Source organism: Spirosoma endbachense, assembly GCF_010233585.1.
In the GTDB taxonomy this organism is placed as follows: Bacteria; Bacteroidota; Bacteroidia; order Cytophagales; family Spirosomataceae; genus Spirosoma; species Spirosoma endbachense.
In genome coordinates this window covers 7243177-7268972 of the sequence record NZ_CP045997.1, presented here as the reverse complement: position 1 = coordinate 7268972, position 25796 = coordinate 7243177, and the positions used below count along the sequence as shown (strand labels likewise).

Annotated in this window: 25 protein-coding genes; 20 read left to right on the top strand and 5 right to left on the bottom strand. The window is 48.4% G+C overall.

All coding sequences use genetic code 11. From position 1 onward, the window contains the following. The first annotated feature begins 39 nt into the window (after window positions 1-39). Window positions 40-582 (top strand): hypothetical protein, encoded by a 543-nt coding sequence (locus tag GJR95_RS29605; protein WP_162389293.1) that lies wholly within the window; start codon window positions 40-42, stop codon window positions 580-582. Window positions 583-593: 11 nt separating this feature from the next. On the opposite strand, the gene GJR95_RS29600 is transcribed toward GJR95_RS29605, so the two are convergent. Next, complete coding sequence (locus GJR95_RS29600; protein WP_162389292.1) at window positions 594-1832, bottom strand: sensor histidine kinase; 1239 nt, start codon at window positions 1830-1832, stop codon at window positions 594-596. A 347-nt stretch (window positions 1833-2179) separates the two neighbouring features. On the opposite strand from GJR95_RS29600, the gene hemA reads away from it, so the two are divergent. The 15 genes from hemA to GJR95_RS29525 all read left to right on the top strand — a co-directional run bounded on the left by hemA (window position 2180) and on the right by GJR95_RS29525 (window position 16924). Continuing rightward, window positions 2180-3463 carry a glutamyl-tRNA reductase gene (gene hemA, locus GJR95_RS29595; RefSeq protein ID WP_162389291.1) on the top strand — a complete coding sequence of 428 codons (1284 nt, stop codon included), beginning with the start codon at window positions 2180-2182 and terminating at the stop codon, window positions 3461-3463. 71 nt (window positions 3464-3534) lie between these two features. After that, window positions 3535-4128 (top strand): DUF4230 domain-containing protein, encoded by a 594-nt coding sequence (locus GJR95_RS29590; protein ID WP_162389290.1) that lies wholly within the window; start codon window positions 3535-3537, stop codon window positions 4126-4128. A 141-nt stretch (window positions 4129-4269) separates the two neighbouring features. Then, entirely contained in the window at window positions 4270-4830 is a 561-nt protein-coding gene (locus tag GJR95_RS29585) for a YqgE/AlgH family protein (protein ID WP_162389289.1), read from the top strand. Window positions 4831-4947: 117 nt separating this feature from the next. After that, entirely contained in the window at window positions 4948-5556 is a 609-nt protein-coding gene (locus GJR95_RS29580) for a porin family protein (RefSeq protein ID WP_162389288.1), read from the top strand. A 130-nt stretch (window positions 5557-5686) separates the two neighbouring features. Further along, window positions 5687-6154: an NADH-quinone oxidoreductase subunit A gene (locus GJR95_RS29575; protein ID WP_162389287.1), complete on the top strand. Its 468-nt coding sequence runs from the start codon at window positions 5687-5689 to the stop codon at window positions 6152-6154. Continuing rightward, entirely contained in the window at window positions 6151-6711 is a 561-nt protein-coding gene (locus tag GJR95_RS29570) for a hypothetical protein (RefSeq protein ID WP_232540896.1), read from the top strand. The genes GJR95_RS29575 and GJR95_RS29570 overlap by 4 nt, the downstream gene beginning before the upstream one ends. A 55-nt stretch (window positions 6712-6766) precedes the next feature. Then, window positions 6767-7321, top strand: a complete 555-nt coding sequence (locus tag GJR95_RS29565; RefSeq protein WP_162389286.1) for an NADH-quinone oxidoreductase subunit B — start codon at window positions 6767-6769, stop codon at window positions 7319-7321. Next, complete coding sequence (locus GJR95_RS29560) at window positions 7321-8277, top strand: hypothetical protein (protein WP_198424752.1); 957 nt, start codon at window positions 7321-7323, stop codon at window positions 8275-8277. The genes GJR95_RS29565 and GJR95_RS29560 overlap by 1 nt, the downstream gene beginning before the upstream one ends. Before the next feature lie 178 nt (window positions 8278-8455). Beyond that, entirely contained in the window at window positions 8456-9739 is a 1284-nt protein-coding gene (locus GJR95_RS29555; RefSeq protein WP_162389285.1) for an MFS transporter, read from the top strand. Window positions 9740-9776: 37 nt separating this feature from the next. Continuing rightward, window positions 9777-11024, top strand: a complete 1248-nt coding sequence (locus GJR95_RS29550; RefSeq protein ID WP_162389284.1) for an MFS transporter — start codon at window positions 9777-9779, stop codon at window positions 11022-11024. A gap of 239 nt (window positions 11025-11263) precedes the next feature. Next, on the top strand, window positions 11264-11677 hold the full coding sequence (locus GJR95_RS29545; protein WP_162389283.1) for a hypothetical protein: 414 nt from the start codon (window positions 11264-11266) through the stop codon (window positions 11675-11677). A gap of 124 nt (window positions 11678-11801) precedes the next feature. Then, window positions 11802-13049, top strand: a complete 1248-nt coding sequence (locus GJR95_RS29540; protein WP_162389282.1) for an MFS transporter — start codon at window positions 11802-11804, stop codon at window positions 13047-13049. A 121-nt stretch (window positions 13050-13170) separates the two neighbouring features. Then, the gene (locus tag GJR95_RS29535; RefSeq protein WP_162389281.1) at window positions 13171-14826 is read left to right on the top strand and encodes a glycerol-3-phosphate dehydrogenase/oxidase; all 1656 of its coding nucleotides are present in this window, start codon (window positions 13171-13173) and stop codon (window positions 14824-14826) included. Window positions 14827-15124: 298 nt separating this feature from the next. After that, window positions 15125-15811, top strand: a complete 687-nt coding sequence (locus GJR95_RS29530) for a hypothetical protein (protein ID WP_162389280.1) — start codon at window positions 15125-15127, stop codon at window positions 15809-15811. A gap of 258 nt (window positions 15812-16069) precedes the next feature. After that, complete coding sequence (locus tag GJR95_RS29525) at window positions 16070-16924, top strand: alpha/beta fold hydrolase (protein WP_162389279.1); 855 nt, start codon at window positions 16070-16072, stop codon at window positions 16922-16924. A 24-nt stretch (window positions 16925-16948) separates the two neighbouring features. Here GJR95_RS29525 and GJR95_RS29520 read toward each other — a convergent pair whose 3' ends face one another. Further along, the gene (locus tag GJR95_RS29520; protein ID WP_162389278.1) at window positions 16949-17359 is read right to left on the bottom strand and encodes a thiol-disulfide oxidoreductase DCC family protein; all 411 of its coding nucleotides are present in this window, start codon (window positions 17357-17359) and stop codon (window positions 16949-16951) included. A gap of 40 nt (window positions 17360-17399) precedes the next feature. Further along, window positions 17400-18359: a nucleoside hydrolase gene (locus GJR95_RS29515; RefSeq protein WP_394370007.1), complete on the bottom strand. Its 960-nt coding sequence runs from the start codon at window positions 18357-18359 to the stop codon at window positions 17400-17402. 98 nt (window positions 18360-18457) lie between these two features. Between GJR95_RS29515 and GJR95_RS29510 the strand changes: the two genes are divergently transcribed. Continuing rightward, entirely contained in the window at window positions 18458-19630 is a 1173-nt protein-coding gene (locus tag GJR95_RS29510) for a glutathionylspermidine synthase family protein (RefSeq protein WP_162389276.1), read from the top strand. A 103-nt stretch (window positions 19631-19733) separates the two neighbouring features. On the opposite strand, the gene GJR95_RS29505 is transcribed toward GJR95_RS29510, so the two are convergent. Continuing rightward, window positions 19734-20036, bottom strand: coding sequence for a hypothetical protein (locus GJR95_RS29505; RefSeq protein WP_162389275.1), 303 nt, complete (start codon window positions 20034-20036; stop codon window positions 19734-19736). A gap of 135 nt (window positions 20037-20171) precedes the next feature. Between GJR95_RS29505 and GJR95_RS29500 the strand changes: the two genes are divergently transcribed. Further along, window positions 20172-20519 carry a DoxX family protein gene (locus GJR95_RS29500; protein ID WP_162389274.1) on the top strand — a complete coding sequence of 116 codons (348 nt, stop codon included), beginning with the start codon at window positions 20172-20174 and terminating at the stop codon, window positions 20517-20519. A 1-nt stretch (window position 20520) separates the two neighbouring features. On the opposite strand, the gene GJR95_RS29495 is transcribed toward GJR95_RS29500, so the two are convergent. Next, the gene (locus GJR95_RS29495; protein ID WP_162389273.1) at window positions 20521-23742 is read right to left on the bottom strand and encodes a gliding motility-associated C-terminal domain-containing protein; all 3222 of its coding nucleotides are present in this window, start codon (window positions 23740-23742) and stop codon (window positions 20521-20523) included. Window positions 23743-24052: 310 nt separating this feature from the next. Between GJR95_RS29495 and GJR95_RS29490 the strand changes: the two genes are divergently transcribed. Further along, on the top strand, window positions 24053-24940 hold the full coding sequence (locus tag GJR95_RS29490) for a TIM barrel protein (protein WP_162389272.1): 888 nt from the start codon (window positions 24053-24055) through the stop codon (window positions 24938-24940). A 72-nt stretch (window positions 24941-25012) separates the two neighbouring features. Further along, window positions 25013-25780 carry an NIPSNAP family protein gene (locus tag GJR95_RS29485; protein WP_162389271.1) on the top strand — a complete coding sequence of 256 codons (768 nt, stop codon included), beginning with the start codon at window positions 25013-25015 and terminating at the stop codon, window positions 25778-25780. Window positions 25781-25796 lie beyond the last annotated feature (16 nt).

The following is a 25796-nucleotide window of genomic DNA, read 5'->3' as shown; positions in this document are numbered from 1 at the left end:
AGTAACAAAACGTTTTATTTGCACTACGAGTACAACAGTATGCAACGGCAACTAATTCAACCGTATTTTCTGGTGTTGGGAATCGCTCTGACACTATCGTCCTGTTTTAACGAACCAAACTATCCTGACGCACCATCGGCTGATTTTAAAGGGATTTTTAAGTACACCATTGCGGCTGGTTCGGGCGTTGGTGCCGCTAAGCGTGATTCGGTAGTGCTTACTATTGGTTTCAAAGATGGCGATGGTAATCTGGGTAATGATATTCCTGTACCTAAAGCCGATTCAGCCCGTTATGCCCAGAATGGTGGCTGGGGAAATTATCAGATTCGTACTTTCCGATTGATCAATAAACAATATGTAGAACTTGTTCAGGACGTCAACAAAGTTTTATTTTTTCCTGACCTGACGAAAGGGAAGCCGAAGGGCGCGATTGAAGGAACGATCGATTTCCGACAGATCTTTACGTACGGCTCTAGTTTTAAGATGTATCCGACGAAGTTTCAGATTAAGATTCGGGATCGGAGTCTAAACGAAAGCAATGTGGTCGAAACCGATACGATTAGTGTGCCGTTTCCTAACTAAAAGACTATTTGTTACGCTTCTTTGACGGAAGGCTGTGGTTCTACGGCCTTCTTTTCTTTGTCGGCATTCAGCACAATCCGGAACGTTGTTCCCTTACCAACTTCTGAGCTTTTAACGAACAGACGCCCGTTGTGGTATTCCTCAACAATCCGTTTGGCCAGCGTCAGGCCCAATCCCCAGCCGCGTTTTTTCGTACTGAAACCCGGCGTAAATACTTTTTGCATACTGGCTTTAGGAATGCCCTTTCCTGTATCCGTAATGTCGATGGCTATTTCATGATTGGGCAAAGCCAGTATGTTAAGCCTTAACTCACCGACACCCTTCATGGCATCGACCGCGTTTTTGCAAATATTTTCAATAACCCATTCGAACAGTAGTTTATTGATTTTAACCGTCTCGCCATGGGGTAACTGACTGGTCATGCTCATTTTGACCTTCGTCGAAATTCGCTTCGCCAGATAGCCCGTAAACTGTTCGACCACATCCGTAATATCTTCGTCTTTCAGTGTAGGTATAGAGCCGATGCTTGAGAATCGGGCCGTAATGGTTTCCAACCGTCGAACGTCTTTTTCAATCTCATCTGTAATGGATTCATCGAATTGGGCCGGGTCCGATCGCATATACTCCACCCACGCCATCAGCGACGACATAGGCGTGCCTAGCTGGTGGGCCGTTTCTTTGGCCAGCCCTACCCACACCCGATTCTGCTCGGCCCGACGCGACGAACTGAATGACAAATAAGCCAGCACGCCTAAAGCCGTCAGAATGGCCAGTAGTACATAAGGGAAATAGGTCATTTGTCTGAGAAGATTAGAGTTATCGTAATAAACCAATCCTCGCTCACCATTTCCGACCTCAACGACTAGGGGGGGGTGCCGTTTACGCATATCAACGATCCTCTGCCTTAGATACTGTTCCTTTTCATTGTCTGTCAGGTTATCGGGAAAATCGATATTGAGCGGTTTGGATATCTGCCCATTGGGATCGACATAGATGGCTGGAACAGTTCGGTTTGCCTCAAGAATCTCACTGGTCACAAAGGTCAGATCGCCAGAATCGAAGTGATTAGGGTCAACCAGGTAAGCAATGGTTTTTGCGTAGAGTTGTACATATTGCTGTTCGCGGGTTTCCAGTTTTGTGATGAGCCGGTTCGTATATAACAGTGACCCCGTTCCCACCAGTAACAGGTTCAGCGCGACGATTATCTTAAGGATATTATTCTGATTGTAGATATCGAATGATTTCAGCATGTCTATGTTCCGCCAATCGGGTTACGATTTTAAAATCTACCTTGATAGCAGCCTTTTTATACTGGTAAATATAGGGGCAACAAGCAACTAATCAGCTTGTTTGCTCGTATTGGTGTGGTAACTGCTCAGGCCCTCCAAGTGTAAACGTTAAAAATGAGTTTATTGTGTAAAATCGAACGTCTGAGCAGCAATACGTGTTAAAAACAAGAATAGGATTCAGCAAAGAAACTGGCTTCCTATTTGGATGAATTCTAAATAGTGGAACCGATCCTACACTCTGTTTCCATCTCCGGTAATTGTACCGTAATTTTGCACTGGCCATTGGCTGATTAGTGTGATTCGTAACAATGTTAGACACTTTCAAATCAATTAGTTTATCCCACAAAACGGCTCCTCTCCGGGTACGGGAACTAATTGCACTTAACGAAGATGAAGCAAAGAGGCTGATGCTTCGGTTGCGGGATTTTTTTGGCTTATCGGATCTGCTCGTTGTTTCAACATGCAACCGTACTGAAGTCTATTACGCGTTCGAGCAGGATCTTAACGCCGAAATAGCCCGGTTGTTGCTGATCGAAAAAGGCTTGACTGATATGGATCAGTATTTGCCTTATTTCCAGTTTTTCAATGCACATTCCGATGCCGTTCAGCATCTGTTTGAGGTATGTGTCGGCCTGCATTCGCAGGTAGTTGGCGATATGCAGATACCTAATCAGGTGAAGCAGGCCTACCAGTGGTCGGCTGATCTTGACATGGCCGGGCCGTTCCTGCACCGGCTGATGCACACAATTTTCTTTACCAACAAGCGGGTAGCCCAGGAAACTGCCTTCCGCGATGGGGCCGCTTCTGTTTCCTACGCAGCCGTAGATTTAATCGACGAATTAGTTGGCGACAATCAGAATCCGAATGTTCTGGTAATTGGCTTAGGGGAAATTGGAGCCGATGTTTGCATGAACCTGGAAGCCAGGAACATGAAAAACATAACGCTTTGCAACCGGACTCAGGCTAAAACCGAAGCATTAGCTCAGAAACATGGCTTCCGCATTGCTGATTTTGCGAATCTGACCGATGAAATTCGTCGGGCCGACGTGATTGTTTCATCGGTTATGCGCGATGAGCCGTTAATTACACCGGCATTGTTGAAGGAATTGACTGTACTGACCTATAAATATTTTATTGACCTGTCTGTTCCGCGTAGTGTCGATGCTGCTGTTGAGCAGATTCCGGGCGTACTGGTTTATAATATTGATCATATCCGTAACCGGGCCGATGAAGCCCTGAACCAACGTTTAGCCGCCATTCCGCAGGTTGAAGCCATTGTGGCGCAGGCCGTGGCCGAATTTGGCGACTGGTCGAAGGAAATGGTTGTTTCGCCAACGATCAATAAACTGAAGAACGCGCTGGAGCAGATTCGCCGGGATGAAATTGCCCGTCACCTGAAGCACCTGACCCCCGATGAGTCTGAAAAGGTGGACAAAATTACGCGGGGTATCATGCAGAAGATTATCAAGCTGCCTGTTCTTCAACTGAAAGCCGCCTGTAAACGGGGAGAAGCCGAAACGCTGATCGACGTTCTGAACGATTTATTTGATTTGGAAAAACAGCCTGCTGACGAATACAAACACACACATTGATCAGCTCACTGATACTGACAAAACTCCCAAATCGTTAATGATTTGGGAGTTTTGCTTTTTACACCCTTTCTATGTCTCGGTTTTTAAATACCCTGCTTCGCCTGTTTATAATCGCTATTCTGGTAGCGGGGCTGATCGCCATCTGGGAGCAGATTCGCGGAAGCGATGTGATGAGCCGGTTTCGGCGCGGTGACAAAACAACTCAAAGTATCGTGCTGAAAGAAGTTGTGGCGCTCGGGAAGCTGGAACTGGTGAGTTATACGTTCAAGGATATTATTGAGCACGAACAGGTTAATACATTTCTGCCTAATGCGAACGCCGTGTTAATTGTAGAAGGGCAGGCAACGGGCTGCATTGACCTTACCCAAATCAAGCCGGATGATATTCAGGCTGAGGGCGATTCGGTAGTGGTCCTGCTGCCCAAACCAGAGCTTTGTAGCTGGAAAATTAACCATGATCGATCGCGGGTATATGATACGAGGTTCTCATTTCTGGATCAATCACAGCTGGTTAGCGACGCCTACCGACAGGCTGAACGACAGATTCGACAGTCGGCGCTAAACGGTGGAATTCTGGATCAGACTCGCCATAATGCCAATCAGATGCTGAAGCCCTTACTCGAACGAATTTCGGGCCGAAAAGTGCGGCTCACCTTCCAACGATAGGGGTCTTCAGGGAATCCATGTCAATTAATTATCCGTATAAAAAATACTTGTCGGCAAACGCGATAATTTTCGGCATCATTTTGGTAACATCGTCTTTAATATGTCGTTTTTAACGTAACAATCTTTAACATTTCGAGGGCCATGAATGCCAACACGCTACCCGTTACGAATGGCAGTCTGTTGATTGCCGAGCCATTTATGGGCGACACTAATTTTGACCGTAGCGTTGTGCTGGTCTGTGAACATAGCCCCGCTGGCACATTCGGTTTGGTACTGAACCAGACTACGGATTTACAATTAGGGGATGTCATTGACGATGTCTATACGACTCAGTCCTTGTTTATTGGCGGCCCGGTGCAGCAGAATACGCTACATTTTATTCATCGTCGGCCCGATTTGATCGATGGTTCTATTCGGGTAACGAGTGGTTTATACTGGAGTGGTGATTTTGAACAGGTGAAACAGGCCATTAATGTTGGCACCCTCACGGAGCGTGATATCCGGTTTTTTGTGGGCTACTCTGGTTGGGATGCCGGGCAACTGGCCGGTGAACTGGACCAGAAAGCATGGATCGTGAGCCGTGCCGATGCCACCTTCCTGTTCGAAACACCCGCCGATCAGTTTTGGCGCGGTGTGCTCAAGCGAATGGGTGGCGAGTTTAAATCAATAGCCCATTACCCGGTCGACCCACGGTTGAATTAATCCTGATCACAGCCGCAAGGGTAATATCTTAACTTTTTTCACCAATTTTGTCGGCGGTCCGGCGTTTCCGGATAATCAGCCGTTATTGGAAGGTCAACTTCCTTCCATCAGTTTTGTATGCAGGTTTCCCGACTACTACTACTTATTTTTTTATTCAGTTCGCCCCTGGCTTTGCGGGCGCAGAGCAATAAACCCGTTGGTGGGCATTTTGGTGTGAAAGTGGGCGGGTCGTTAACGCGACTAAGCCTCTCGGGCACGAGTGTCAACATTCCCAAGCAGAATCTGGACCCCAATCTTGGTATTATGTACCGATACCGGCTTCATCGACTTGTCCTGCAACCCGAGCTCATGCTCAATGTAAAAGGGGGCGCGTTTCAGGTTGAACAGACCAATGCTGCACGTCTGACCATAAACAACACCTATACCTATTTGAGTGTACCGATCCTGTTTGGCTATATTCCGACCGAAGGATTAACCATACAGGCTGGCCCTGAATTTAGTTATGCGTTGAACTCCGGGTCCAGTACTGGGCCGGGCCGGAACAATGACCTGGGCGTAATCCTGGGCGTACATTACGATTTTCTGGATATGCTCGATAAGTTTAGCCTGCATCTTCGCTACATTTATGGCCTGACGAATGTTTCGCCAGAAGCAACCGCAACCTACCAGAATCGCGTTTTCCAGGCGTCGATTGTTTATAATCTGTTTCCGAAAAAGAAAAAGTAAGTTCCCTTCGTACGGAATACGAGGTATCGTTTAGGCTATACACTGGCTGATCCAGCGACACACAGGTGGGGCAGCTACTGTATAGCCTAATTCGTATACTATAAATCATAATCGCATACTGTAAAAAGCCATGCTGTCCGACTTTGGCATTATTCTATTGTTCATTCTGGCTGCGTTCGCCTTTATTGGCATCGTGCTGTTTGGGGCACGGCTGCTCCGCCCGAACCGCCCGAATGTCGAGAAGAACAGCACCTACGAGTCGGGTGAGGAGCCAGTCGGTAATGCTAACGTTCAGTTTAATATCCGGTTTTATGTGGTAGCCCTGGTATTTGTGCTGTTCGATGTCGAACTCGTGTTTCTGTTTCCGTGGGCGACGGTGTTTGGGCAAGCGGCACTGATTCGGGAGACGGGCGGTTTATGGGGTTGGTTTGCACTGGCGGAAGCGTTTTTATTCGTCGCAATCCTGGCTCTTGGGCTAGCCTACGTTTGGGTAAAAGGTTACCTGGACTGGGTGAAGCCGCAGCCCAAAGTGCCCACGATGGAAACGAAAGTACCCGCTGATTTGTATCAGCGGGTAAACGATCGCTACAAACGGTGAGCCTGTTTCTGCGCCGTTATCTGGTGCTGACCGCGTGGATAATAGGGTCGTTTTCAATAGAAACGTTTGCTCAGCAACCCCTTGTTGAGGAATATCGAGTGCGAATTGTCACGAAAGAGGGTAATCGATTTCGGGGTGTTCTGGACGCGGTAACGGATAGCCAGCTGTATGTGGAAACAAGACCTCAGCACTGGCGCAGACGAATTCCACTTTCTGCCATTCGCAAAGTGGTCATTCGCCGGGAAAATAAAAAAACGGTGCTGATAACAGGTGCGGTTATTGGTGCATTGATCGTTGGCTTTATTTCGAATGAGTCGCTGCGGCAGAATCCAGCCAGAAGCCCCGTCGCGTATGGCCTTACACTGGCTTTTGCTTCGGCAGGAGGGGCAACGGCCGGGCTAATACTAAGCTCGGCCATTGGTAATGTATCGAGCCGGGTTATTCGACCGCTTGATCCTGCCAATCCAGAAGGCAGCTTACGGCGGCAATTAGAGCCATTTAGTGTGGAGTACCAACAGGATTTACTAAATCGATTGCCAGACAAAACCAGTAAGTGACTAAGTTGGTAAGAAGCTGGCATCGGTTGTATCCACGAACGTATCGACTAAAAACATGTCATCAAATTCTGTTTCAGATAAATCGGGCGAAGCAAGTGTTCTTCTGATGCATTCAGAAGAACTCCTGAACTGGTCACGCGAAAAGTCGCTCTGGCCCATGAGTTTCGGGCTGGCATGCTGCGCCATCGAAATGATGCAGGCTTTCGCGGCCAATTACGACCTTGAACGCTTCGGGATTTTTCCCCGCCCTTCGCCCCGGCAGTCAGATATCATGATTGTATCGGGCACGGTGACCTACAAAATGGCCGACCGTATCCGGCGACTGTATGAGCAGATGCCCGAACCCCGTTACGTTATTTCGATGGGATCATGCTCCAATTGTGGCGGCCCTTACTGGCAGCATGGGTATCATGTGGTGAAAGGCGTAGACCGAATTATTCCGGTCGATGTCTATGTGCCTGGCTGTCCTCCCCGCCCTGAAGCGCTGATCGACGGTTTTTTGAAACTACAGGAGAAAATCAGAACGGAACACCCGTTGTCGGGAAATAAAGAAATCGTATTTTCGGAGGACAAACCCGCTGAGTCTGACGATTTTTCGACCCGATCCTGATGAATACTTTGTTTGTTACCCTCCGGCAAACGCTTGGATCGCCCAGGCTCCTGTGGCTTCTCTATGGCATTACACTGGTGCTGGGTTTGCTGGTGGCCCTGCCGTTCTACAACACGCTGAAGGTTGAGGACCAAAATTCACTGGCTTTTCTAAATCTGCTGAACGGCTTCGATTATAGCATTTATTCCGACTTTATGCACCGCAGTGAGCGGGCTATCAATCCGTTGTTTAGTGTTGGCCGCTGGTTGGGCGGCCTTTATATTTTTCTGAGTGTATTTGTTGCCGGAGGTATTTTACTGCGTTTTTCGCAGACCCGGCCGCGATTCGATATTGGCGTGTTCTGGCAGGCGTGTAGCCAATACGTCGGTCGGTTTCTTCGACTGTTTAGCGTTAGCTTTCTGTTTGTGCTGGCAGGAGGGGGCTTCTGGCTCGTTCTGGGCACGTTAATGCATCTTGCTCTGGAAGATACGCTAACCGAGCGGGGATTATTCTGGGTCGGAGCTTCATTCTTTGCGTTGTCTGCTCTCACGGTTACGTTTGTACTCTGCATAGGTGATTATGCAAAGGTGCTGATGTTCAGGGAAGATGAACGTGGCGCTTTTCGGGCATTTGGACGCGCGGGAAGGCTGGTGTTACGCAATCCGGGCAAAACGTACGGGCTTTATCTGGTATTGATTTTGATCGGAACGGGCCTATTTGGCATTTATTTCCTGATCGATGAGGCCATTACCATGGACGACTGGCTAACGATTCTGCTTATGCTGGTTGTCCAACAGTCTCTGATTTTTGCGCGCGTTGGCTTGAAAGTATGGTCGCTCGGCACGGCTTATGCCATCTACGGAATCCTACCCAAACCCGTGCCTGTCGTTCGACCAACCGTGAGGCAGGAAGCCGTTGCCGAACCGTTGCCGATTGCTGTTTCTGAAGAGGAGAAAAGCCAGCCTCCGGTTGAGTGATCATAGATTACAACTCCCGCGTCTGCGATACGGACGGATGCGATATTGGGCTATAAATGCCCTTCACTTCCTTATTTTAAGGTCATTGTGCCAATAAAGGTGCCTTGATTTCCCAATCTTCTTTGGTCATTTCGTATAATTGCAGAATCGTTTTGACTTTACTCGCAGATTCTGCCGTATGGCTGTTCCTACTCTTTCTTCTAAGCCGCCCGGCGGCCCGACTCAACCGACCAAAGCTGGGTTACTAAGTTTACCCGTAATTGTAGCCGCGTTAGGCTATTTCGTTGATATTTATGATTTGCTCCTTTTTGGGATTGTCCGCGTACCGAGCCTGAAAGATCTGGGCCTTACACCGGATCAAATCTCAACCGTTGGCGCCAGCATTCTGAACTGGCAAATGGGTGGATTACTGATTGGGGGTATCCTGTGGGGTGTTTTAGGCGATAAGCGCGGGCGATTATCGGTACTGTTCGGGTCAATTATTACCTACTCTATTGCCAATATTGCCTGTGGTTTCATCAAGAACGTCACGTTTATGGACCCGGTTACCTACTACGCTGTCATGCGCTTCGTTGCAGGCATAGGGCTGGCTGGTGAATTAGGAGCGGGTATTACGCTCGTGAGCGAGATTCTACCTAAGGAAAAACGCGCCATAGGTACATCGCTGGTAGCTGGTATTGGGCTTTCCGGGGCTGTTGTGGCCTATTTTACGGTTAAATATTTTGATTGGCAAATGGCCTTCTTTGTCGGCGGAGGGCTGGGCATTGGGTTGCTGTTGCTGCGGGTTGGTGTTGTGGAGTCGGGTATGTTCAAGGACGTAACCGAACAGAAGCACGTAAGCCGGGGTGATTTTCTGTCGTTTTTTACCAATGCCGACCGGCTGAGCCGCTATCTTAAATGCATAGGCATCGGATTACCAACCTGGTTTGTGATTGGTGTTCTGGCTACGTTCAGCAATGAGTTTGGCAAAGCGCTGGGCATTACCGAAGAGATCCAGCCAGGGTTAGCCATTATGTGGTGTTACGTCGGGCTGGCTGTCGGCGATCTTGCCAGCGGTTTTATCAGCCAGGAGCTGGAATCGCGCAAAAAAGCGGTGGCTTTACTGATGGGTATTGCCCTGATTTTTGGCCTTGTCTATCTGTTCCTTGGCATTAAAAGCGCAACTGTGCTGTATGGACTATGTCTGGCAATGGGTTTCGGCATCGGCTATTGGGCTATGTTCGTGACCATTGGTGCCGAACAATTTGGCACGAACCTCCGTGCAACGGCTGCTACAACAATTCCGAACATGGTGCGTGGTCTGGTCATTCCGATGACCTTGACCTATCAGGCGCTCAAACCATCGCTCGATATTATTAATGCCGGAGCGGTTGTCGGGCTAATCAGTTTTATCCTTGGCTTTTACTCCATACTCACCATTCCGGAGACCCACGGTAAGGATCTGGATTATCTGGAGGAATAAATCTTGCACGGCCGCCCGGCGGTTCAGCTACTAATTTATGCAAACTGTCTCTAGCGTACCTGCCCGAGTATCGTTCCGCCCCTTGTTTGCCTTGCCCGTCATTGTATCGGCGCTGGGCTTCTTTGTGGATGTGTATGACATGCTTATTTTTAGCATTGTCCGCGTACCAAGTCTACAATCATTGGGTCTGTCGGAGGTCGATGTATCAAAAGCCGGAACGTTCATTCTGAACTGCCAGCAGGCGGGTTTGGTGTTAGGCGGGTTTTTGTGGGGTGTTCTGGGCGATAAACGCGGTCGGATGTCGGTGCTGTTTGGTAGTATTCTTACCTACTCACTGACCAACATTGCCTGCGGATTTGTGCAGGATGTGAACACCTATGCGTTGCTGCGCTTCATTGCCGGAGTTGGTCTGTCGGGTGAGATCGGAGCCGCCATGGTACTGGTATCCGAAATTTTACCGAAAGAAATTCGAAGTTACGGGTCGTCGATGGTAGCCGGAATAGGCTATCTGGGAGCAGGAGTAGCTTATCTGACGGTCGAATACTTCAATTGGCGAACCGCATTTTGGGTTGGCGGTGGCATGGGCCTGGTCTTACTGCTGCTACGGGTTAGCGTATTTGAATCGGGTTTGTTTAGCCGTTTGAAAGTAGAACACAAACGGGTTAGTCGTGGTAATTTTCTTTATTTTTTTAGTAGCTGGCCCCAGCTTATCAAATACCTCCGATGCGTAGCTGTTGGTGTGCCAACCTGGTTCATCGTCGGTATTCTGGCTACGTTTGCCAATGAGTTCGGGCAGGCACTCGACATTGCTGAAGGTGTTAAACCCGGTCGTTGCGTGATGCTGATTTATGTTGGTTTAGCAGGTGGCGATCTGCTGAGTGGCCCGATCAGTCAATGGTTACGATCAAGGCTCAAAGCTATTACGGGTTTACTGATTTTTAGTGCGCTCCTAAGCGGCATTTATCTCTTTGGCGGTATCCGAACGGCAAGCGGTATCTACACCGTTTGTCTATTGGCCGGTTTTTGTACGGGCTATATCGCTATGTTCCTAACGATGGTAGCCGAACTCTATGGCACGAACCTTCGTAATACGGCCACGACCTCGGTGCCGAGTGTTGTACGCGGGACACTTATCCCAATGACGCTCCTGTTTCAGGCGCTCAAACCATCCGTAGGTACGTTAGTGGCTGCCGGATTGTTGGGCGTCATTGTTTATGGGCTGGCGTTCTGGTCACTGAGTCGAATGGAAGAAACGTTTGGGAAAGATCTTGACTTTGTAGAGTAGGGCATTCCAGTCATACATTGAGCCTCATACCGATCTCCTGTTGGTATGAGGCTTTTTTTTGACATGACTTTCTGATCGATCTCTGCTATTCGGTCAGGAAAGATTTTTTTAACCGCAAATTTCTTCCCGGAACCATTCATCATTTTCTTAAACCGTTGCTCACGAAGGCGAGCGGTTAGCGGCTTTATGCGCATCATTGGGTTGACAGCTAAAGGTTCTAAACATAACAATTCAACACAATGAAAACCTCAATCAAATTCGTCGCAAGTGCATTAGCATTCGTTTTAAGTGTATCCGCATCATCGTTCGCACTGGGTCCAGGCGATCAACCCGAGCAAAAGGCATTTGCCATTGCTATGTTTCCTGCCAACGACGTATCTAAAGTCTGGCTTTGCCTGGAGAAATATAAAGCCGACGATAAAATCAGTGTCGAACTGCTCAATGAAAAAGGTCAGGTCATGTTCCGCGAAGCATTGCCTGCAAAAGGAGGCAAGAAGAACGGTTATCGCCAGCAGTTTGATTTGAGCCAGGTTGGTGATGGTAAATACACCTTCCGTATTTCGGATGGCAACCAGACCGAAGAGCGCACATTCAAACTGACAACGCCAACTATAGAGCAGCAATTGCCAACGCGGCTCATCTCAATGAATTAAATAGTGCCGAGGAATTTACGCATAGAAGTTAGAAACATGAAAGGCATGGGGCATTGCTCCATGTCTTTTTTAGTTAAGAACTTACGACTTCTTTTATAACTTGCCAATGCTATTCCTGACTAGTATGCAATCGACAATTAGTGCTTCCTCTTCTCCTGTTTCGCTTCGACCCTTATTTACGCTGCCGGTTATTGTTGCCGCACTGGGCTATTTTGTGGATGTGTATGATCTGCTCCTGTTCAACATTGTTCGTGTACCCAGCCTGAAAGATCTGGGTCTTTCTGAAGCGGAAATTTCGCTCATTGGCGGACGAATTCTGAATTATCAACAGGCCGGATTATTACTTGGTGGCATTCTTTGGGGTATTCTGGGCGATAAGCGAGGGCGGTTATCGGTGCTGTTTGGCTCAATTATCACGTATTCACTGGCGAACCTGGCTTGTGGCTTTGTGCATGATCCACAAATTTATGCGTGGTTTCGGTTTGTGGCTGGCCTGGGTTTGGCTGGCGAGCTTGGCGCGGGCATTACACTGGTGAGCGAAATCCTTCCTAAAGAGCTTCGTGGCTACGGATCGTCTCTGGTGGCCAGTGTTGGCCTTTTAGGGGCTGTGGTTGCTTATTTTACCGTTACACTGTTTGACTGGCGTACGACCTATCTGGTCGGTGGTGGTTTGGGGTTAGGTCTGTTGGCTTTACGCGTGAGCGTGCTCGAATCAGGTATGTTCAAGAAAGTGCAGGGAACCAACGTCTCGCGGGGTAATTTCTGGGCTTTGTTCCAGGGGCGGGACCGTATTCTGCGGTATTTCCGCTGTATGGGAATAGCACTTCCAACGTACCTTGTTATCGGCATTCTGGCTACCTTCAGCAATGAATTTGGTAAGGCGCTAGGTATTGACGAGGCTATTCAACCCGGCCGGTGCGTGATGTTTACCTACATTGGTACGGTTATTGGCGATCTGTCGAGTGGTATCCTGAGCCAGCGACTTCGATCCCGGAAGAAAGCCATCGGTCTGATGATGGGACTTACGGCGTTTTTTGTATTCGTGTATTTATCCGGAGTAATTTCTTCCGCCACTACGTTCTACGCGCTTTGTCTTTGCATGGGCTTTAGCATTGGCTACATTGCGATGTTTCTGACCATTACAGCCGAAAGTTTTGGAACCAACCTGCGCGCTACAGCCACGACCTCCGTTGCCAATAACGTTCGTGCGACCACATTGCTGAGCATTCCGGCATTTCAGGCCATGAAACCCTCTGTTGGTGTACTGGGCGCAGCGGCCATTGTGGCGCTGGTTTGTTTTGGGTTAGGTTTCTGGTCGCTGATAACCATGGAAGAAACGTTTGGGAAAGAACTGGATTATACTGAAGCATAAAGCTTTTATTCATAGCTGCATAACCTCTATTTGCCGTACTGTAGATCCGTTTACCAAAAATGATCGGGTACTTAACAACCTCTTAACCAGCAGACACAGCAAATCTGTGTATCTTTGATGCATGAATCGGGACGACAATCGGAAGCGGCTGCAGGAGGAGACATTTGATATTTGCATCATCGGGGCCGGAGCCAGTGGGGCCGGGGCCGCTCTTGACGCTGCGCTGCGCGGTTACCGCGTTGCCCTGATTGATCGGGGTGACATTGCCGGAGAAACATCGTCGCGTTCAACCAAGCTCATTCATGGTGGGGTACGGTATCTGGAACAGGCAATTAAAAAACTTGATCTGGCACAATTAAAACAGGTTCGGCATGGATTGGCCGAGCGCCGGACTGTAATCCGTAATGCTCCTCATTTAGCGCATCCCCTGGCTTTATTGACTCCCGTGTTCAGTTGGTTCGAGGGTATGTATATGTCCATCGGGTTGGCGCTTTATGCCTTCTTTGCCGGGCATGACAGCTTTCCTAAAGGACGCTGGCTGAACAAAGCCGAAGCCCTCGATAAAATGCCGACGCTGACACCCCAAATGCATAGCGCTGTTCTCTATTATGACGGCCAGTTTAACGATGCCCGTTACGCGCTTGCACTGGCTCATTCTGCCGATGAAGCGGGTGCCGCTGTCGTCAATTACCTTTCTTTAACGGATTTTGAGCGAGAAAATGGGCAACTAACACGGGCCATTGTGCAGGATCAGTTAACGGGCGAGACATTCCCGATCCGGGCAACGCTTTTTCTGAATTGCACCGGGCCTTTTTCTGATGCGATTCGTTTATTAGCCAATCCGGCCCTTGACCGGCGCATTCGGCCAAGCAAAGGCGTCCATATTGTGCTGCCTCGCGAAACCTTACAGAGCGATTGTGCCATACTGATTCCAAAAACGGCCGACGGGCGCGTTGTGTTTGCCATTCCATTTGGCGACAAGGTCTTCGTTGGCACGACCGACAATGACTACACGGACCTGAAGCATGAGCCCGTACTTGAGGCCGATGAGGTTGATTATCTGCTCGATACTTTACGCCCTTATCTGGCCAAAACACCAGATAAAAATCAGGTTCAGGCTGGTTTTGGCGGAATCCGACCATTGATTGTGAGTAGCCGTGCCGATACAAAAACGCTCCTGCGCGACCATGAAGTTGAGCATGATTCCGAATCGGGCCTGTTGAGTTTACTGGGTGGCAAGTGGACAACGTATCGCCTGATGGCGCAGGATGCTATTGACCGCGTGGGCGAACTGCTGAATAAACCAGCCATCGGTACGACAGAACTTCATTACCTGGTTGGGGGCGAAACGTATCGCTTTGAGGATTGGCAGGTGTTACAGGAAGACTATAATCTCCCAACTGATGTTTGCCAGCATCTGATGCAAACCTATGGCGATCGGGCTGAACGTGTGGCTCAACTTACTGCTGAACGCCCTGGTCTAGGCGAGAAACTTACCCAAAGCCAGCCCTTTATTAGAGCCGAGGTTGTTTATCAGGTGCAGCAGGAAATGGCCGTAACACTCCGCGATGTACTGGCCCGACGCTGGCGGCTCGAATTGTCGGACTGGCAGCTGACAGCCCAAATAGCCCCTCTGGTTGCCGGTTTGATGGCTACCGAATTAGGCTGGAGTAGTCAGTATCAATCGGAACAGATCGAGACGTATCAGACTTTACTCCGTTCATTCAGAACGCAGGCTGGGCTAACAGCTGAACGTGTAACAACTGCACGAGTATAAGTATTCAGTAGGTACCGTTCGTTCATTCATTGACGATTGTCAGGCTACTGATCACTATCCGTATGAACTACCTATGGTGGTTAAGGCAGGCAATGTGATAGCCCTCTCGATTTCTGAAGATTTCCGGTTCACGGTAAAACCTCTTCTCCAAAGACAATGGAGACTTCATGACTATTGGCTTTTCTAAATTAGTTGCAACTACCAATCGGGTCTACCGTGGCTGGCACGGCCAGATTTCTATCGGAGATTACAACCAATAATGCGGTAAGTGGGTCGGTCCTTTACAACCCCCAAACTCATGAGAACTAATTTTATTGGATTCCTGCTGTCAATGACCCTTGTTTATGGATGCCAAATGGAACCTTCCGTTACGCCCGAGACTACAGGCCCAGAACCCGAACCCTATCGAATCACCCGTGATAGCGTCAAAAGCGGTAATTATTTAGGCATAGCCATTGACGAAGAAGCAGCAACCGTATATCCTAAAATTCAGGCACTTCAGCAAACGAAGGGGGTTACCTACCTGAACGTAGTCAATAACGTTTTTTCTGAACTCACGACACTGAAGGAACGGCTGCCTTTGTATCAATATATTCTCCTGGATCAAAAGCCAGGAACCGACTCAGGGGTACAAATTACTATTGAAGGGCAAGCGGTTAAAGGTATCTATCTAAACAGTGGCCAGCAACTTACTCAATGGCCCGAAAAACAAGCTGCCAATTCATCGGTGCGGGTGGGTGATCCTGTTTCGTCTCTGTATGAAAAGCTAGCCAGTATCAGAAGCTTAAAAGCGTATACGAACAAGTTTGAATACATTTCCTTGCTGACTAAAAACCTCTCTGCTGCTTACGATTCGGGCATGAACCAATCACCGCAATGGTATTTCGGTTATTCAACCGGTCCTGATCAAATGGATCAGATACAGGTACATTTCCAGGACGGTAAGGTCAGTAAATTATACATTGACCATTACGCTAAGTATTAGCGAAACCAGACTATACCTGATCAGATCTTTCTACATGGGTCTCTATCCAACAGAGTTTCTTCGCTACCCTAATCAGGCTGCTGGAGGAGTTTTAAGAGATCCATTTGACAGTCTGAGCACGTGGACCGCTGAGCGAAAGTCCTGATTACACGAAGCTGTTAAAGTTTCATAAATGCCGGGCGCTTATCAAAAGATGCGCTGATTTATTGACTTCTTGTACTGGAAATTATTTCACCAACTCAAGCGAGAAATACGGCTATGAAACAATTTATGTGCTACCTGGCGATAGGTATACTACTTGCCTCCTGCAATAAGACCGAAGAAGCCGTAAAATCGGTCAACTATGGCTCGAACAATGGAAAATACCTAACCATATACGGTACAAAAATTTATTATGAAGAATATGGTAACGGGGTACCCTTACTTCTGTTACACCAGGGGCTTGGATCGATTGAAAATCTAAGCGGCATTATTCCAGAATTAGCCAGACACTTCAGAGTAATAGCACCGGACGCTCCAGGACATGGCCGATCTGAGCAGGCCGACAGTTTGAGTGGGGACTTGTTAGCCGATTACTGCTCTGTACTTATTGATCAGCTTCACCTGGATAGCGCTTACGTAATGGGTTGGAGTACGGGTGGGAATACGGCTTTGTTACTTGCCGCCAATAGAACTGATAAAATAAAGAAAGTTGTCAGTGGAGCTTCAAATGCCAGATCAAGCGGGCTAACTGAGGAAGGAATTGCGTTGAAAAAGGAGTACACTGTAGAGGCCGTAAAAGAGGACAAAGACTGGCTTAAACATTATCAGAGCCTAAATCCTCAGCCCGACAAGTGGATTAAGTTTTGGGAGGATAATCAAAAAATGTGGTCAGGAGAAATTAAAGTTTCCGACGACAAACTTTCCCGCATTGCCGTACCCGTGTTGATTATACGGGGAGATCGCGACATGATAAAACTAGAGCATAGCATTGATATATTTCGATCGCTGAAAAAAGGACAATTGTGTATTTACCCGAACATGGGACATGATATGCCCGAATTAAAAAGTGAGATGCTGTGTAAACTAGTACTGGATTTTTTAAAGGAGAATAAAGAAGAGAGTGGCCACTAAAAAGAGGTTGGCAAAATAGGCCGTTCAGGCCAAAAAACGAGCTTTCAACTCAGGAGTGGGCAGCATACAGGCATCACGCCGACCGAACCAGCGGTAACGGTTCCGGGCAACGAAACGATAGACAGCATCCCGGATAGCCTTCGGTATAATGATGAATCCGTAGAGCAACGGCCATCCGCCCGACAACTGACGAACCACGCGCAGGGCCGCCGTTGATTGCTCGTGGAAGTGGCCATTTTCCCACAATACGAAAGAGTCAAACTGGTCCGTTGGGCGACCGATCTGGCGAAGTATGTCCTGCCCGGTTTGCGATTGTAGGGATGCGAACCGAAAGTGTTTTTTGGAATCGTGATTGATGACGAATGTAACGGCCGCATTGCAAAGGTTGCAAACGCCGTCGAAAAGCAGGGTCGGTTGAGACGAGGAGGTAGCCATAGTTTTTTTATAACACTAAATGGCCGTTGCCCGTTCTGGTTTAGCGCTTAATGGGTTGATGCTGCATCAAATCGTTGATGACTTTTTCAACCGCCAATACGGGCATTTTTACGACCAGGTGCTGATGCCCTTTACCCGCATCGTCCCAGCCATTGGAACCGTCAGTGTTTAGTGTCAATCGACCCGATTTTACTGTATAATAAGGTGCATAACCTTTAATGCCAACCAGAACAGCGGTTTGATCCCAGCTCATACGGCCGCCTTTATCTTCCTTCGCTTTGGGCAGGGAAATAGCAAAAACGTCTTTTATCGGACTGTTTCTGATTCGGCTATTTTGCGTTAACGGTAAACCACTATGAATCTGCTGGCCGATCTCGAAACCACTTAGCAACATGGATGTTGGCCAGTTTTCGAAGACAATTTTTGAGGCTGGCGTATCTCTGAACACATTGTATTCCCGGCCGCTCGGAAACTTGCCCGCCATGCTAACGACCTTCTTCACTTTCTTCGATACCAATTCTTTTCCCGAAAGTTTGGAATACTGATCGGGTTTTGAATTGAGCAGGTTAGCCAGATTAGTCAGAAATCCAACCGTAATAATGGTAACGCTCCGGTCGGGCTGCTTCGCCAGAATCTGTCGGTAGAGCGCCACTGCATCCGGAACCTCATTGTTTGACCGGATGGCGTGCGGATAATGAGCTACCAGCGTATCAGACCAGTGCTGCGTGTCTTTGTCGGTAACAGCCTCACCTTTGGGTACGCCAATGGGAATGTTCGGCCGATGAAAATACGTATTCAGCACGCTCAATACCTGCGAAACTTTAGGGTACTTCGTGCTGGCAATCGTGGCCAGAATCCGGGCCTGACCACTATCGGCAAGGGCGTGGAGGATCGTAATGGCACCAACATCGTCGTAATCTGGCCCCATATCCGTATCAAAAATGACGGGTACCGCAGATTTTGGCACTGATTGTGCTTGAGTTTTACCGGTCGTCAGCATAAAAAGCAGTCCAACGAAAATAAGGTGCAGGCGGGCCATAGAGTAGTTCCTTTGCACACAGAAAGCATTCTTTTTTGCCAACTTACTTGACTCCTTCCATGATTTCGCTCAAATCACTCGCTGCTTCACCCGATGTACAACTCCGCAATCTGGGATGGGACTGGATGCTCGGGCAGGATACATTGCCTTATTTAGCCAATGAGGTAGTGCTTGTAACGCCTGCCGAAGCAGATGCGTATTATGAAGCGGCTAATGAACTATTCGAGATGTTCATTGCCGCCGGGCAGCATGTTATCGATCAGAACCGATTTGCTGAACTTGGCATTCCGGCTAATCTGGTCGAGCTGATAAAATTATCGTGGGACGATGATCGGAACATTCATTTGTATGGTCGCTTTGACATAGCTGGTGGAATTGATGGCCAACCCATTAAACTGATCGAATTCAACGCCGATACCGCAACCTGTTTGCCCGAAACGGCGGTGGTGCAATATGCTCACCTTCGGGCCAATGGTTTTGACGAAAGCCATCAGTTCAATGCTGTTTTTGAAACGCTTACGGGCCAGTTTGAAGAGCTGCTTGCCTTGAATCCGGACCTGCAACCGACCTTGTTATTATCGGCCATGCGCGACTTCCCCGAAGATGATGCCAACGTCGCCCTGCTTGGCGAAGCCGCACGTGAGGCTGGTTTTGAGGTTGAGTTCGATTTTATTGATAGCGTCGAATTTTCGGATGAGGAAGGTATTTTCTGGCAAAATCCGAAGAATGGTCAGTTCGAAAAGCTTGATTTCTGGTTTAAACTGATTCCCTGGGAAGCAATCGCCGAAGACGAACCCGAACTTGTAGAGATTTTGACGGATCTGGTTCGTAAACGCCTGGCCTTGATCCTGAATCCTGCCTATACACTACTTTTTCAATCGAAATACATCCTGAAAATTCTGTGGGAATTGTACCCAAATCATCCGCTATTGCTGGAAGTAGAAACAAAGCCGCTGGTCAATAAAGTATGCGTTGAGAAAGTATTGTTCGGGCGTGAGGGCGCTAATGTTCGCATTCTGAACACCGATGGCAGCGAATGGCAGGCCGTTGACGGTGACTACGGAGATTACCCGAAAATTTATCAGGAATACGTTGAGTTTCCGAAAGACTCCACCGGGCATAGTTATCAGGCCGGGGTTTTTTACGCAGGAGAAGCCTGTGGGCTTGGATTCCGGCGCGGTGGTTTGATCTTAGACAATGGCGCGGGCTTTGTTGGGCACGTGGTCGAATAACGATAGCTTGATAGCTGCTGTGTCATCGATAAAAAAAGTGACCTGCCAATTGGCAGGCCACGCTTCGGTCACGGTGGGGTAATAGCAAACCTAACCAACTTAATTACTTTCCTTCCTGGTCTTTTTGCGCTTTGTGCTGACGCCGACGTTCCAGTACTTTGGCGCGCTGCTCGGGTGTCATAGCGTTCAGGCGGGCCTGCATCCGGTCGTGGTGCGCCTGTTTAAAGGCTTTCCGCTCCTCAGGTGTCATCTTTGCGAGTTTCCCCTTTATGTCCGCCCGTTTTGCTTTCCGTTCGTTAAGGGTCAGCCTGTGTTTACTTTTTGGCGCTTCTGGCTGACTTTGAGCATAAGCACCAACAGACAAAAACAGCGCTGCAACGGCCACTACTATTCCCTTTGCGTTCATCAGTTTTGTTGTTTTGTGCTACTTGGACGTGCTTTGTCAATAAAGGTTTAATCCTTATTCGTTCATTTATCGTTTATTGTTTATACCGGAGAAATCGATACAATTCACCCGTCCCGCAGCAAAACCGTTTGATTAATGAATAACCTAAGCCTTTACATCCAGGCCATTATTTACATCGCTGCTGGACTGAATCATTTTATAAATCCCAAAACCTATCTCAGCATAATGCCGCCTTATATTCCGGCGCATAGCATGCTGGTTATGTTGAGTGGCGTAGCTGAAGTACTATTGGGTATTGGATTACTCTTTCCGGCAACCCGTTCGCTATCGGCCTGGGGGTTGATTCTGTTGCTCATTGCCGTCTTTCCGGCCAATGTGTATATGGCTACCGCCAGCCGGTTTCGGAAATTTCCGGTTTGGTTGCGCTGGGCACGATTACCCATACAGGGTCTCCTGATCTGGTGGGCCTATCAATATACTTAATCTACTGAAGCACTTGTAGCCATCCTTTGCACTGGGTTCCGGTGGGGGTTGTGAGCAGGTAATAATAGACGCCATTTTCAACATTAGCACCCCAGTCATTCTGATAAGGTGACGCGTCAAACACCCGTCGGCCCCAGCGGTTATAAATCACCATTTTCATGCCCGACAGGCCGATATTGAAAACATCATTTTTCCCGTCGTTGTTGGGCGTAATAACATTTGGGATGTTATTCAGATTCTCGACACTAATCGTCCTGGTAGCGCTTAGGGAACAGCCATTACGCGATGCCGTGAGTGTAATCGTGTATTGCCCCGATTGATTGTACTGATAGTTTTCGGGTATAGGCGTTCGAACGGTATCACCATTGCCCAACTGCCAGACATATCGGTCCGCATTCTTTGTATTATTGACGAATGTAAGCTGGGCCGCCTGGTTGCAGTCTTCGCCAACCTGGACCGTAAAATCAGGCCGAAATGACGCATCAGTGCTCACGGTTACGCTTTTGCGAGTTACGCAACCAAATTCATTGGTCATGTCGACCGTGTAAGTCGTCGTTTGTTTTGGACTGGCCATTGGATTGGCAATGGTTGTACTGCTTAATCCATCGGCTGGTGACCAGGCATATTTTGTAGCTCCGCTGGCCCTCAGAAGGGCGCTGGCATCGGGGCAGATGGTTGTGTCGGGGCTGATCTGGAAATTGGCCGGATTGACCGTAATCAGTTGCTGGACAGAATCCACTCGCTGACACGTCAGTGGGTTATACGCGCGAATCTTGACAAGATATTGCCCGGCTTTGGTGAATACATAGCTCGTTTTTGCCGTATCGGTTGAGACGACCTGGCCATCGATGAGCCATTGGTACTGTTTTCCACCAGAACTCGTATTCTGAAACGTGAGTGTAAGGGGTGTGCATCCTGTTATGACGCCTTTTTCCGTACCGCGATAGGTATCAAAACCCGCCCGCAGCCGGTCTACATCAAATTTGAACGCCAGGTTATTACAATTGGTACTGTTGTTGGTTTTTGACCAGGCTTGGGCCGTTGCCGGGAAATTTGTGCCGCCACAGGCGCAAACCGCATGGAAAATAACACCCTGTTTATTGAATCGTGATGTCCCGCCATCGACATGATCGCCCCGACCGATGGCGTCACTACCGACAAACGTGGCATAGAGTAGTGATTTGGCCCCCCGCTCCAGTAGGGCTACCCAAAAATTACTGCCATTCGTTGTTTTCTTATAGGCTTCTTTCGTAACCGGTAAGCCGGTCGTGTTGCTGCTTGTGTTAAAGCCGGTTCGTACGTTCACCACTCCGCCCCAGCCCGACAGGTATATGTTACCACATTCGTTGACCAGAAATGCCGTCGGAGCAATGTCTGGCGTTGACCGTCCCGACCCAATAACAGTAGAGAAAATGGTCTTTGCTAAATTCGGGTCAAGTGCATGGATAAACTGGCTGCTTCCCGCATTCTGATACGTACCCGTTGTGACGGGATATTTGCCTCGTGTCGACCCAAAAACGTATGGATTGCCATCAGGATCTATGTCCAGCAAGTAGGCAATGTCTTCGGCTTCGGTACCCAGATACGTCATCCGGGCTATTTTCTGATTATCGAAGCGAGCGACGAATCCGTCGACATGGATTGTACTTTCCAGCTTCGATTTAAGGGCATCTGTGCTGGCGGGCAAGTCGAGACTAGTGGTGACTCCACAAACATATAAGCTGCCTGATGCCGTTAATTTAAGGCTATGCGCTTTGTCATAACCGCTACCGCCCATTCGGGAACTCCAGCGAAGTTGCGATAAATCAGAACTTAATCTGAAAACGACTGCATCGGCCTGATTGCTCCCGGTTATGGGCAGGGCAGCAGCCAGAAAATCAGTGGATTCGGTTACGCTGGCCACATAAACGTCATCGTCTGGACCGACAATTACTTCACCCCGAAGATCATCGCCATAATTTCGGAATGATATCCCATCGCCATGTATACCGGTAGTTAAACTGGCACCTACTCCATCTTTACTGGCTCCTCCTACGAATGTGCTCGCTTTTAGTTGCTTGCCATCGGGACTAAGAATAGAAATAAACAGATCACTGCCATTGTTAAACTCAATACTGGTCGTGGTCGCGAAGGAGTAGGAGGCTGGTGTACCCAGTTGGGTTTTAGTTTGATAGGCACCCGCTGTTACCGGAAAATCGGTTGAGGAGGTGGAACCCATGATCACAAGATCTCCCCGGTTATTGACAATGAGGCTATGTGGCACCTCGGCCTGTTTGCCGCCAAGAAACGTAGCGTAAAGCAGTTTGCTGCCATCCGGGCTGAATTTCAGAACGGCTACATCGACTTCGCCACTAAACTTGGCTTGAAACGCCCCGGTTATGGCCGGGAAATCTGGCCCGAACACAATGCCGCCAGAGTAAAGATTACCGTCTGTATCGTAGGTAGCCGTCATGCCCCAGTTGTCGGAATAGGAACCAGAGTAGCTCGAGAAAACCAGTTCGGGGTCAATGGTCAGCGTTTGTGTTTTATCGTACCCATTTGGAAATCGGAAGCCTGCCTTTCGAACGGTAGTCGTATTCTGGTCGGTGTCGAGTTGCCAGTGTGCAGCGACTTCGATGGCGCGACCGTTCTGGCTAACATAGGAGTAGGGACGGCTTTCCGTAATCGACTGAAGGCTCGTTTCGACCACCAGCTGCTCATTATCCATTCGAACGCGGCTGGCACCTGAATAAGCCAGTCGAATAGCGGCTGGGTCGGCACCAGGGTGAACAATAAATTCGTATTTGAGCGTCTGATAATAGGCATATAGCCGCAGATCAATTCCCGGATAAAGGTCGTGGTAAAGCACCTCGCTAAATGCCGAAACATTACCTACAGGATGCTTGCCTGTAAGATAATTACGAATAGTAGGGGAGGGGTGACTGGTTTCAATCTGGCTGGCGGCATTAGCTCCCTCAAATCGAACTTCAACGGCATGCCCCGGAATCTGATCGCTCATGGGTTGCCCTGCCGTTGGGGTATGATGGCTGGACAGGATTGCGCCATCGTAGAAAACGTAATGAAGCGCATTGGCTTTCAGGTACAGATAACCGCCCGGAATTTCAGCCCGAAACCGCACCTCATCTGCCCATTGACCACGGTTTTGCACAAAAGCAACCGGTTCTGCCCGAAGACTTGTGGTAAACAGACAAATAAAAAGAAATAGCGAGTAAAAACGCGGCATAGAGTAAGAGGTCAGCTACACGTGAATAACGTGATTTTGTTCATAAAATGATAGGCTATGATCACGTTTATAGCTTAAGTACTTTACTGGTAGTTTCGTTAGAGTGGTAGTAGAAAAGGAGCCCTAAACAATCACTTTATGAACGACGGCGATTTGATATAATCATGACGGTTAGCGAACCGATTATAAGCCATTTTAGACACCCGGTAGTATATTGTTTGGGCAGATAAACGGGCAAGGGTCAGGCGGTAAAGAGTAGGCAGATTACATCTGTCTCTTATGGAGGTAATACTAATTAATTCCCATTGCTATGAACGGTTCACAAAAAGTATCCCGTAAGGATTTTCTTAAAACCAGTGCGCTGGCGATGGCCGCCGTCCTGACTCCTGGCCTTGATGTATTTGCCAAGCCTGCCAAAACCGTTGGCTTACAACTATACACCCTGCGTGACTTACTGCCGAAAGACGTTGAAGGCACGCTGAAAAAAGTAGCTGAGATTGGCTATAAAGAAGTTGAGCTATTTGGCTATTCGGATGGTAAGTTTTTTGGGAAAACACCGGCTCAGTTTTCGGCTTTACTGAAGAGTCTGGGTTTGTCGGCTCCGAGCGGTCACTACACTACCGGAAACACCATGCCCAATGCGAAGGGTACGCTGAAAAAGGACTGGAAGCGGGCCGTCGACGATGCGGCTACACTGGGCCAGAAATACATGGTGTGTGCGTATCTGTTTCCGGAAGAACGCAAAATGGATGACTACAAACGCCATGTCGATCTGTTCAACAAATCGGCAGAGCTTTGTAAAGCCAGCGGCATTCAATTTGCTTACCATAACCACGATTTTGAATTTAAGCCCATGGGCGGTCAACTGCCCTACGATCTTATCCTGAAAGGCACTGATCCGAATCTGGTGAAGATGGAGCTTGATCTTTATTGGGCCAGTTTCGCGGGGCAGGATCCGGTTGCTCTGTTCAAGAAACATCCTGGTCGTTTCCCGCTCTGGCATATAAAAGATATGGCCAAAACAAAAGAGCGCGAATTTGCGGAGGTGGGCTTAGGCTCGATCAATTTCCAGCGTATTTTCGATGCGAAGAAAACAGCAGGATTAACGCACTATTTCGTAGAGCAGGATATCTGCAAGCGCCCCCCATTGGAATCCATTGCCATCAGCTATCGGAATCTGACCAAAATTAGTGTTTAGAAAAACGAACTAAACTCAACCTCAGCCCACAAGCCTGGTATTGGTTTGTGGGCTGAGGTTGTATGAACCTAAATGAAACGAAGAAATTTTGTGGCCTCATCGCTATTGGCCGTTCCTGCGCTGGCGACTTCTGAAAGCAACAAGCCTGATGCACAGAAAGCAGTATATGAATGGCGAACCTATGAACCCAGGTATGGCTCTCCGCAATCGACTATTGAAAATTACCTGAAAGATGCGCTGATTCCGGCGCTAAACCGGCAAGGTGTCAAAAGTGTAGGCGCTTTTCGGGAGATGGGTAAATCGGATCCGGCCAAACTACACGTTTTAATTCCCTATCCATCCTGGGATGCCTACATTACGGCGGCCAGCAAGCTGACCAGCGATCAGGCATTTGGTCAGGCTACTCAGGCTTATGTTAGCCTGCCGCCCGAAAAAGCACCTTTTGGCCGCTACTCGACATCACTGATGAGTGCGTTTGATGGATTGCCACAGCTGATTGTACCGGAGAAACAACCCAGAATTTTTGAACTGCGCACCTACGAAGGCTATAACGAAGATGCCGTTCGGCGGAAGATAAAAATGTTTAATGTAGAAGAGATCAAGATCTTTAACAAAACGAAACTATACCCGGTATTTTTTGGGGAAGTTGTGGCGGGTGAGCACATGCCTTGCCTAACCTACATGCTAACATTTAAGGATATGGCAGAGCGTGATGCTAACTGGAAACAATTTAGCGCTGATCCTGATTGGAAAACTACTGCTCAGGCGCCGGAATATGCCAACACGGTGTCAAACATTATCCGGATTTTTCTGGAGCCGACCAGTTATTCTCAAATTTAGTTTTTAGAAATTTGGC

Bases quoted from the DNA above. Each gene is read 5' to 3' on its own strand.
- GJR95_RS29605 (WP_162389293.1), top strand. From the start codon at position 40: ATGCAACGGCAACTAATTCAACCGTATTTTCTGGTGTTGGGAATCGCT.
- GJR95_RS29545 (WP_162389283.1), top strand. From the start codon at position 11,264: ATGAAAACCTCAATCAAATTCGTCGCAAGTGCATTAGCATTCGTTTTA.
- GJR95_RS29495 (WP_162389273.1), bottom strand. From the start codon at position 23,742: ATGCCGCGTTTTTACTCGCTATTTCTTTTTATTTGTCTGTTTACCACA.
- GJR95_RS29550 (WP_162389284.1), top strand. From the start codon at position 9,777: ATGCAAACTGTCTCTAGCGTACCTGCCCGAGTATCGTTCCGCCCCTTG.
- GJR95_RS29505 (WP_162389275.1), bottom strand. From the start codon at position 20,036: ATGAACGCAAAGGGAATAGTAGTGGCCGTTGCAGCGCTGTTTTTGTCT.
- GJR95_RS29555 (WP_162389285.1), top strand. From the start codon at position 8,456: ATGGCTGTTCCTACTCTTTCTTCTAAGCCGCCCGGCGGCCCGACTCAA.
- GJR95_RS29560 (WP_198424752.1), top strand. From the start codon at position 7,321: ATGAATACTTTGTTTGTTACCCTCCGGCAAACGCTTGGATCGCCCAGG.
- GJR95_RS29485 (WP_162389271.1), top strand. From the start codon at position 25,013: ATGAAACGAAGAAATTTTGTGGCCTCATCGCTATTGGCCGTTCCTGCG.
- GJR95_RS29600 (WP_162389292.1), bottom strand. From the start codon at position 1,832: ATGCTGAAATCATTCGATATCTACAATCAGAATAATATCCTTAAGATA.
- GJR95_RS29540 (WP_162389282.1), top strand. From the start codon at position 11,802: ATGCAATCGACAATTAGTGCTTCCTCTTCTCCTGTTTCGCTTCGACCC.
- hemA (WP_162389291.1), top strand. From the start codon at position 2,180: ATGTTAGACACTTTCAAATCAATTAGTTTATCCCACAAAACGGCTCCT.
- GJR95_RS29500 (WP_162389274.1), top strand. From the start codon at position 20,172: ATGAATAACCTAAGCCTTTACATCCAGGCCATTATTTACATCGCTGCT.
- GJR95_RS29575 (WP_162389287.1), top strand. From the start codon at position 5,687: ATGCTGTCCGACTTTGGCATTATTCTATTGTTCATTCTGGCTGCGTTC.
- GJR95_RS29510 (WP_162389276.1), top strand. From the start codon at position 18,458: ATGATTTCGCTCAAATCACTCGCTGCTTCACCCGATGTACAACTCCGC.
- GJR95_RS29525 (WP_162389279.1), top strand. From the start codon at position 16,070: ATGAAACAATTTATGTGCTACCTGGCGATAGGTATACTACTTGCCTCC.
- GJR95_RS29565 (WP_162389286.1), top strand. From the start codon at position 6,767: ATGTCATCAAATTCTGTTTCAGATAAATCGGGCGAAGCAAGTGTTCTT.
- GJR95_RS29580 (WP_162389288.1), top strand. From the start codon at position 4,948: ATGCAGGTTTCCCGACTACTACTACTTATTTTTTTATTCAGTTCGCCC.
- GJR95_RS29490 (WP_162389272.1), top strand. From the start codon at position 24,053: ATGAACGGTTCACAAAAAGTATCCCGTAAGGATTTTCTTAAAACCAGT.
- GJR95_RS29520 (WP_162389278.1), bottom strand. From the start codon at position 17,359: ATGGCTACCTCCTCGTCTCAACCGACCCTGCTTTTCGACGGCGTTTGC.
- GJR95_RS29585 (WP_162389289.1), top strand. From the start codon at position 4,270: ATGAATGCCAACACGCTACCCGTTACGAATGGCAGTCTGTTGATTGCC.
- GJR95_RS29530 (WP_162389280.1), top strand. From the start codon at position 15,125: ATGAGAACTAATTTTATTGGATTCCTGCTGTCAATGACCCTTGTTTAT.
- GJR95_RS29535 (WP_162389281.1), top strand. From the start codon at position 13,171: ATGAATCGGGACGACAATCGGAAGCGGCTGCAGGAGGAGACATTTGAT.
- GJR95_RS29515 (WP_394370007.1), bottom strand. From the start codon at position 18,359: ATGCTGACGACCGGTAAAACTCAAGCACAATCAGTGCCAAAATCTGCG.
- GJR95_RS29590 (WP_162389290.1), top strand. From the start codon at position 3,535: ATGTCTCGGTTTTTAAATACCCTGCTTCGCCTGTTTATAATCGCTATT.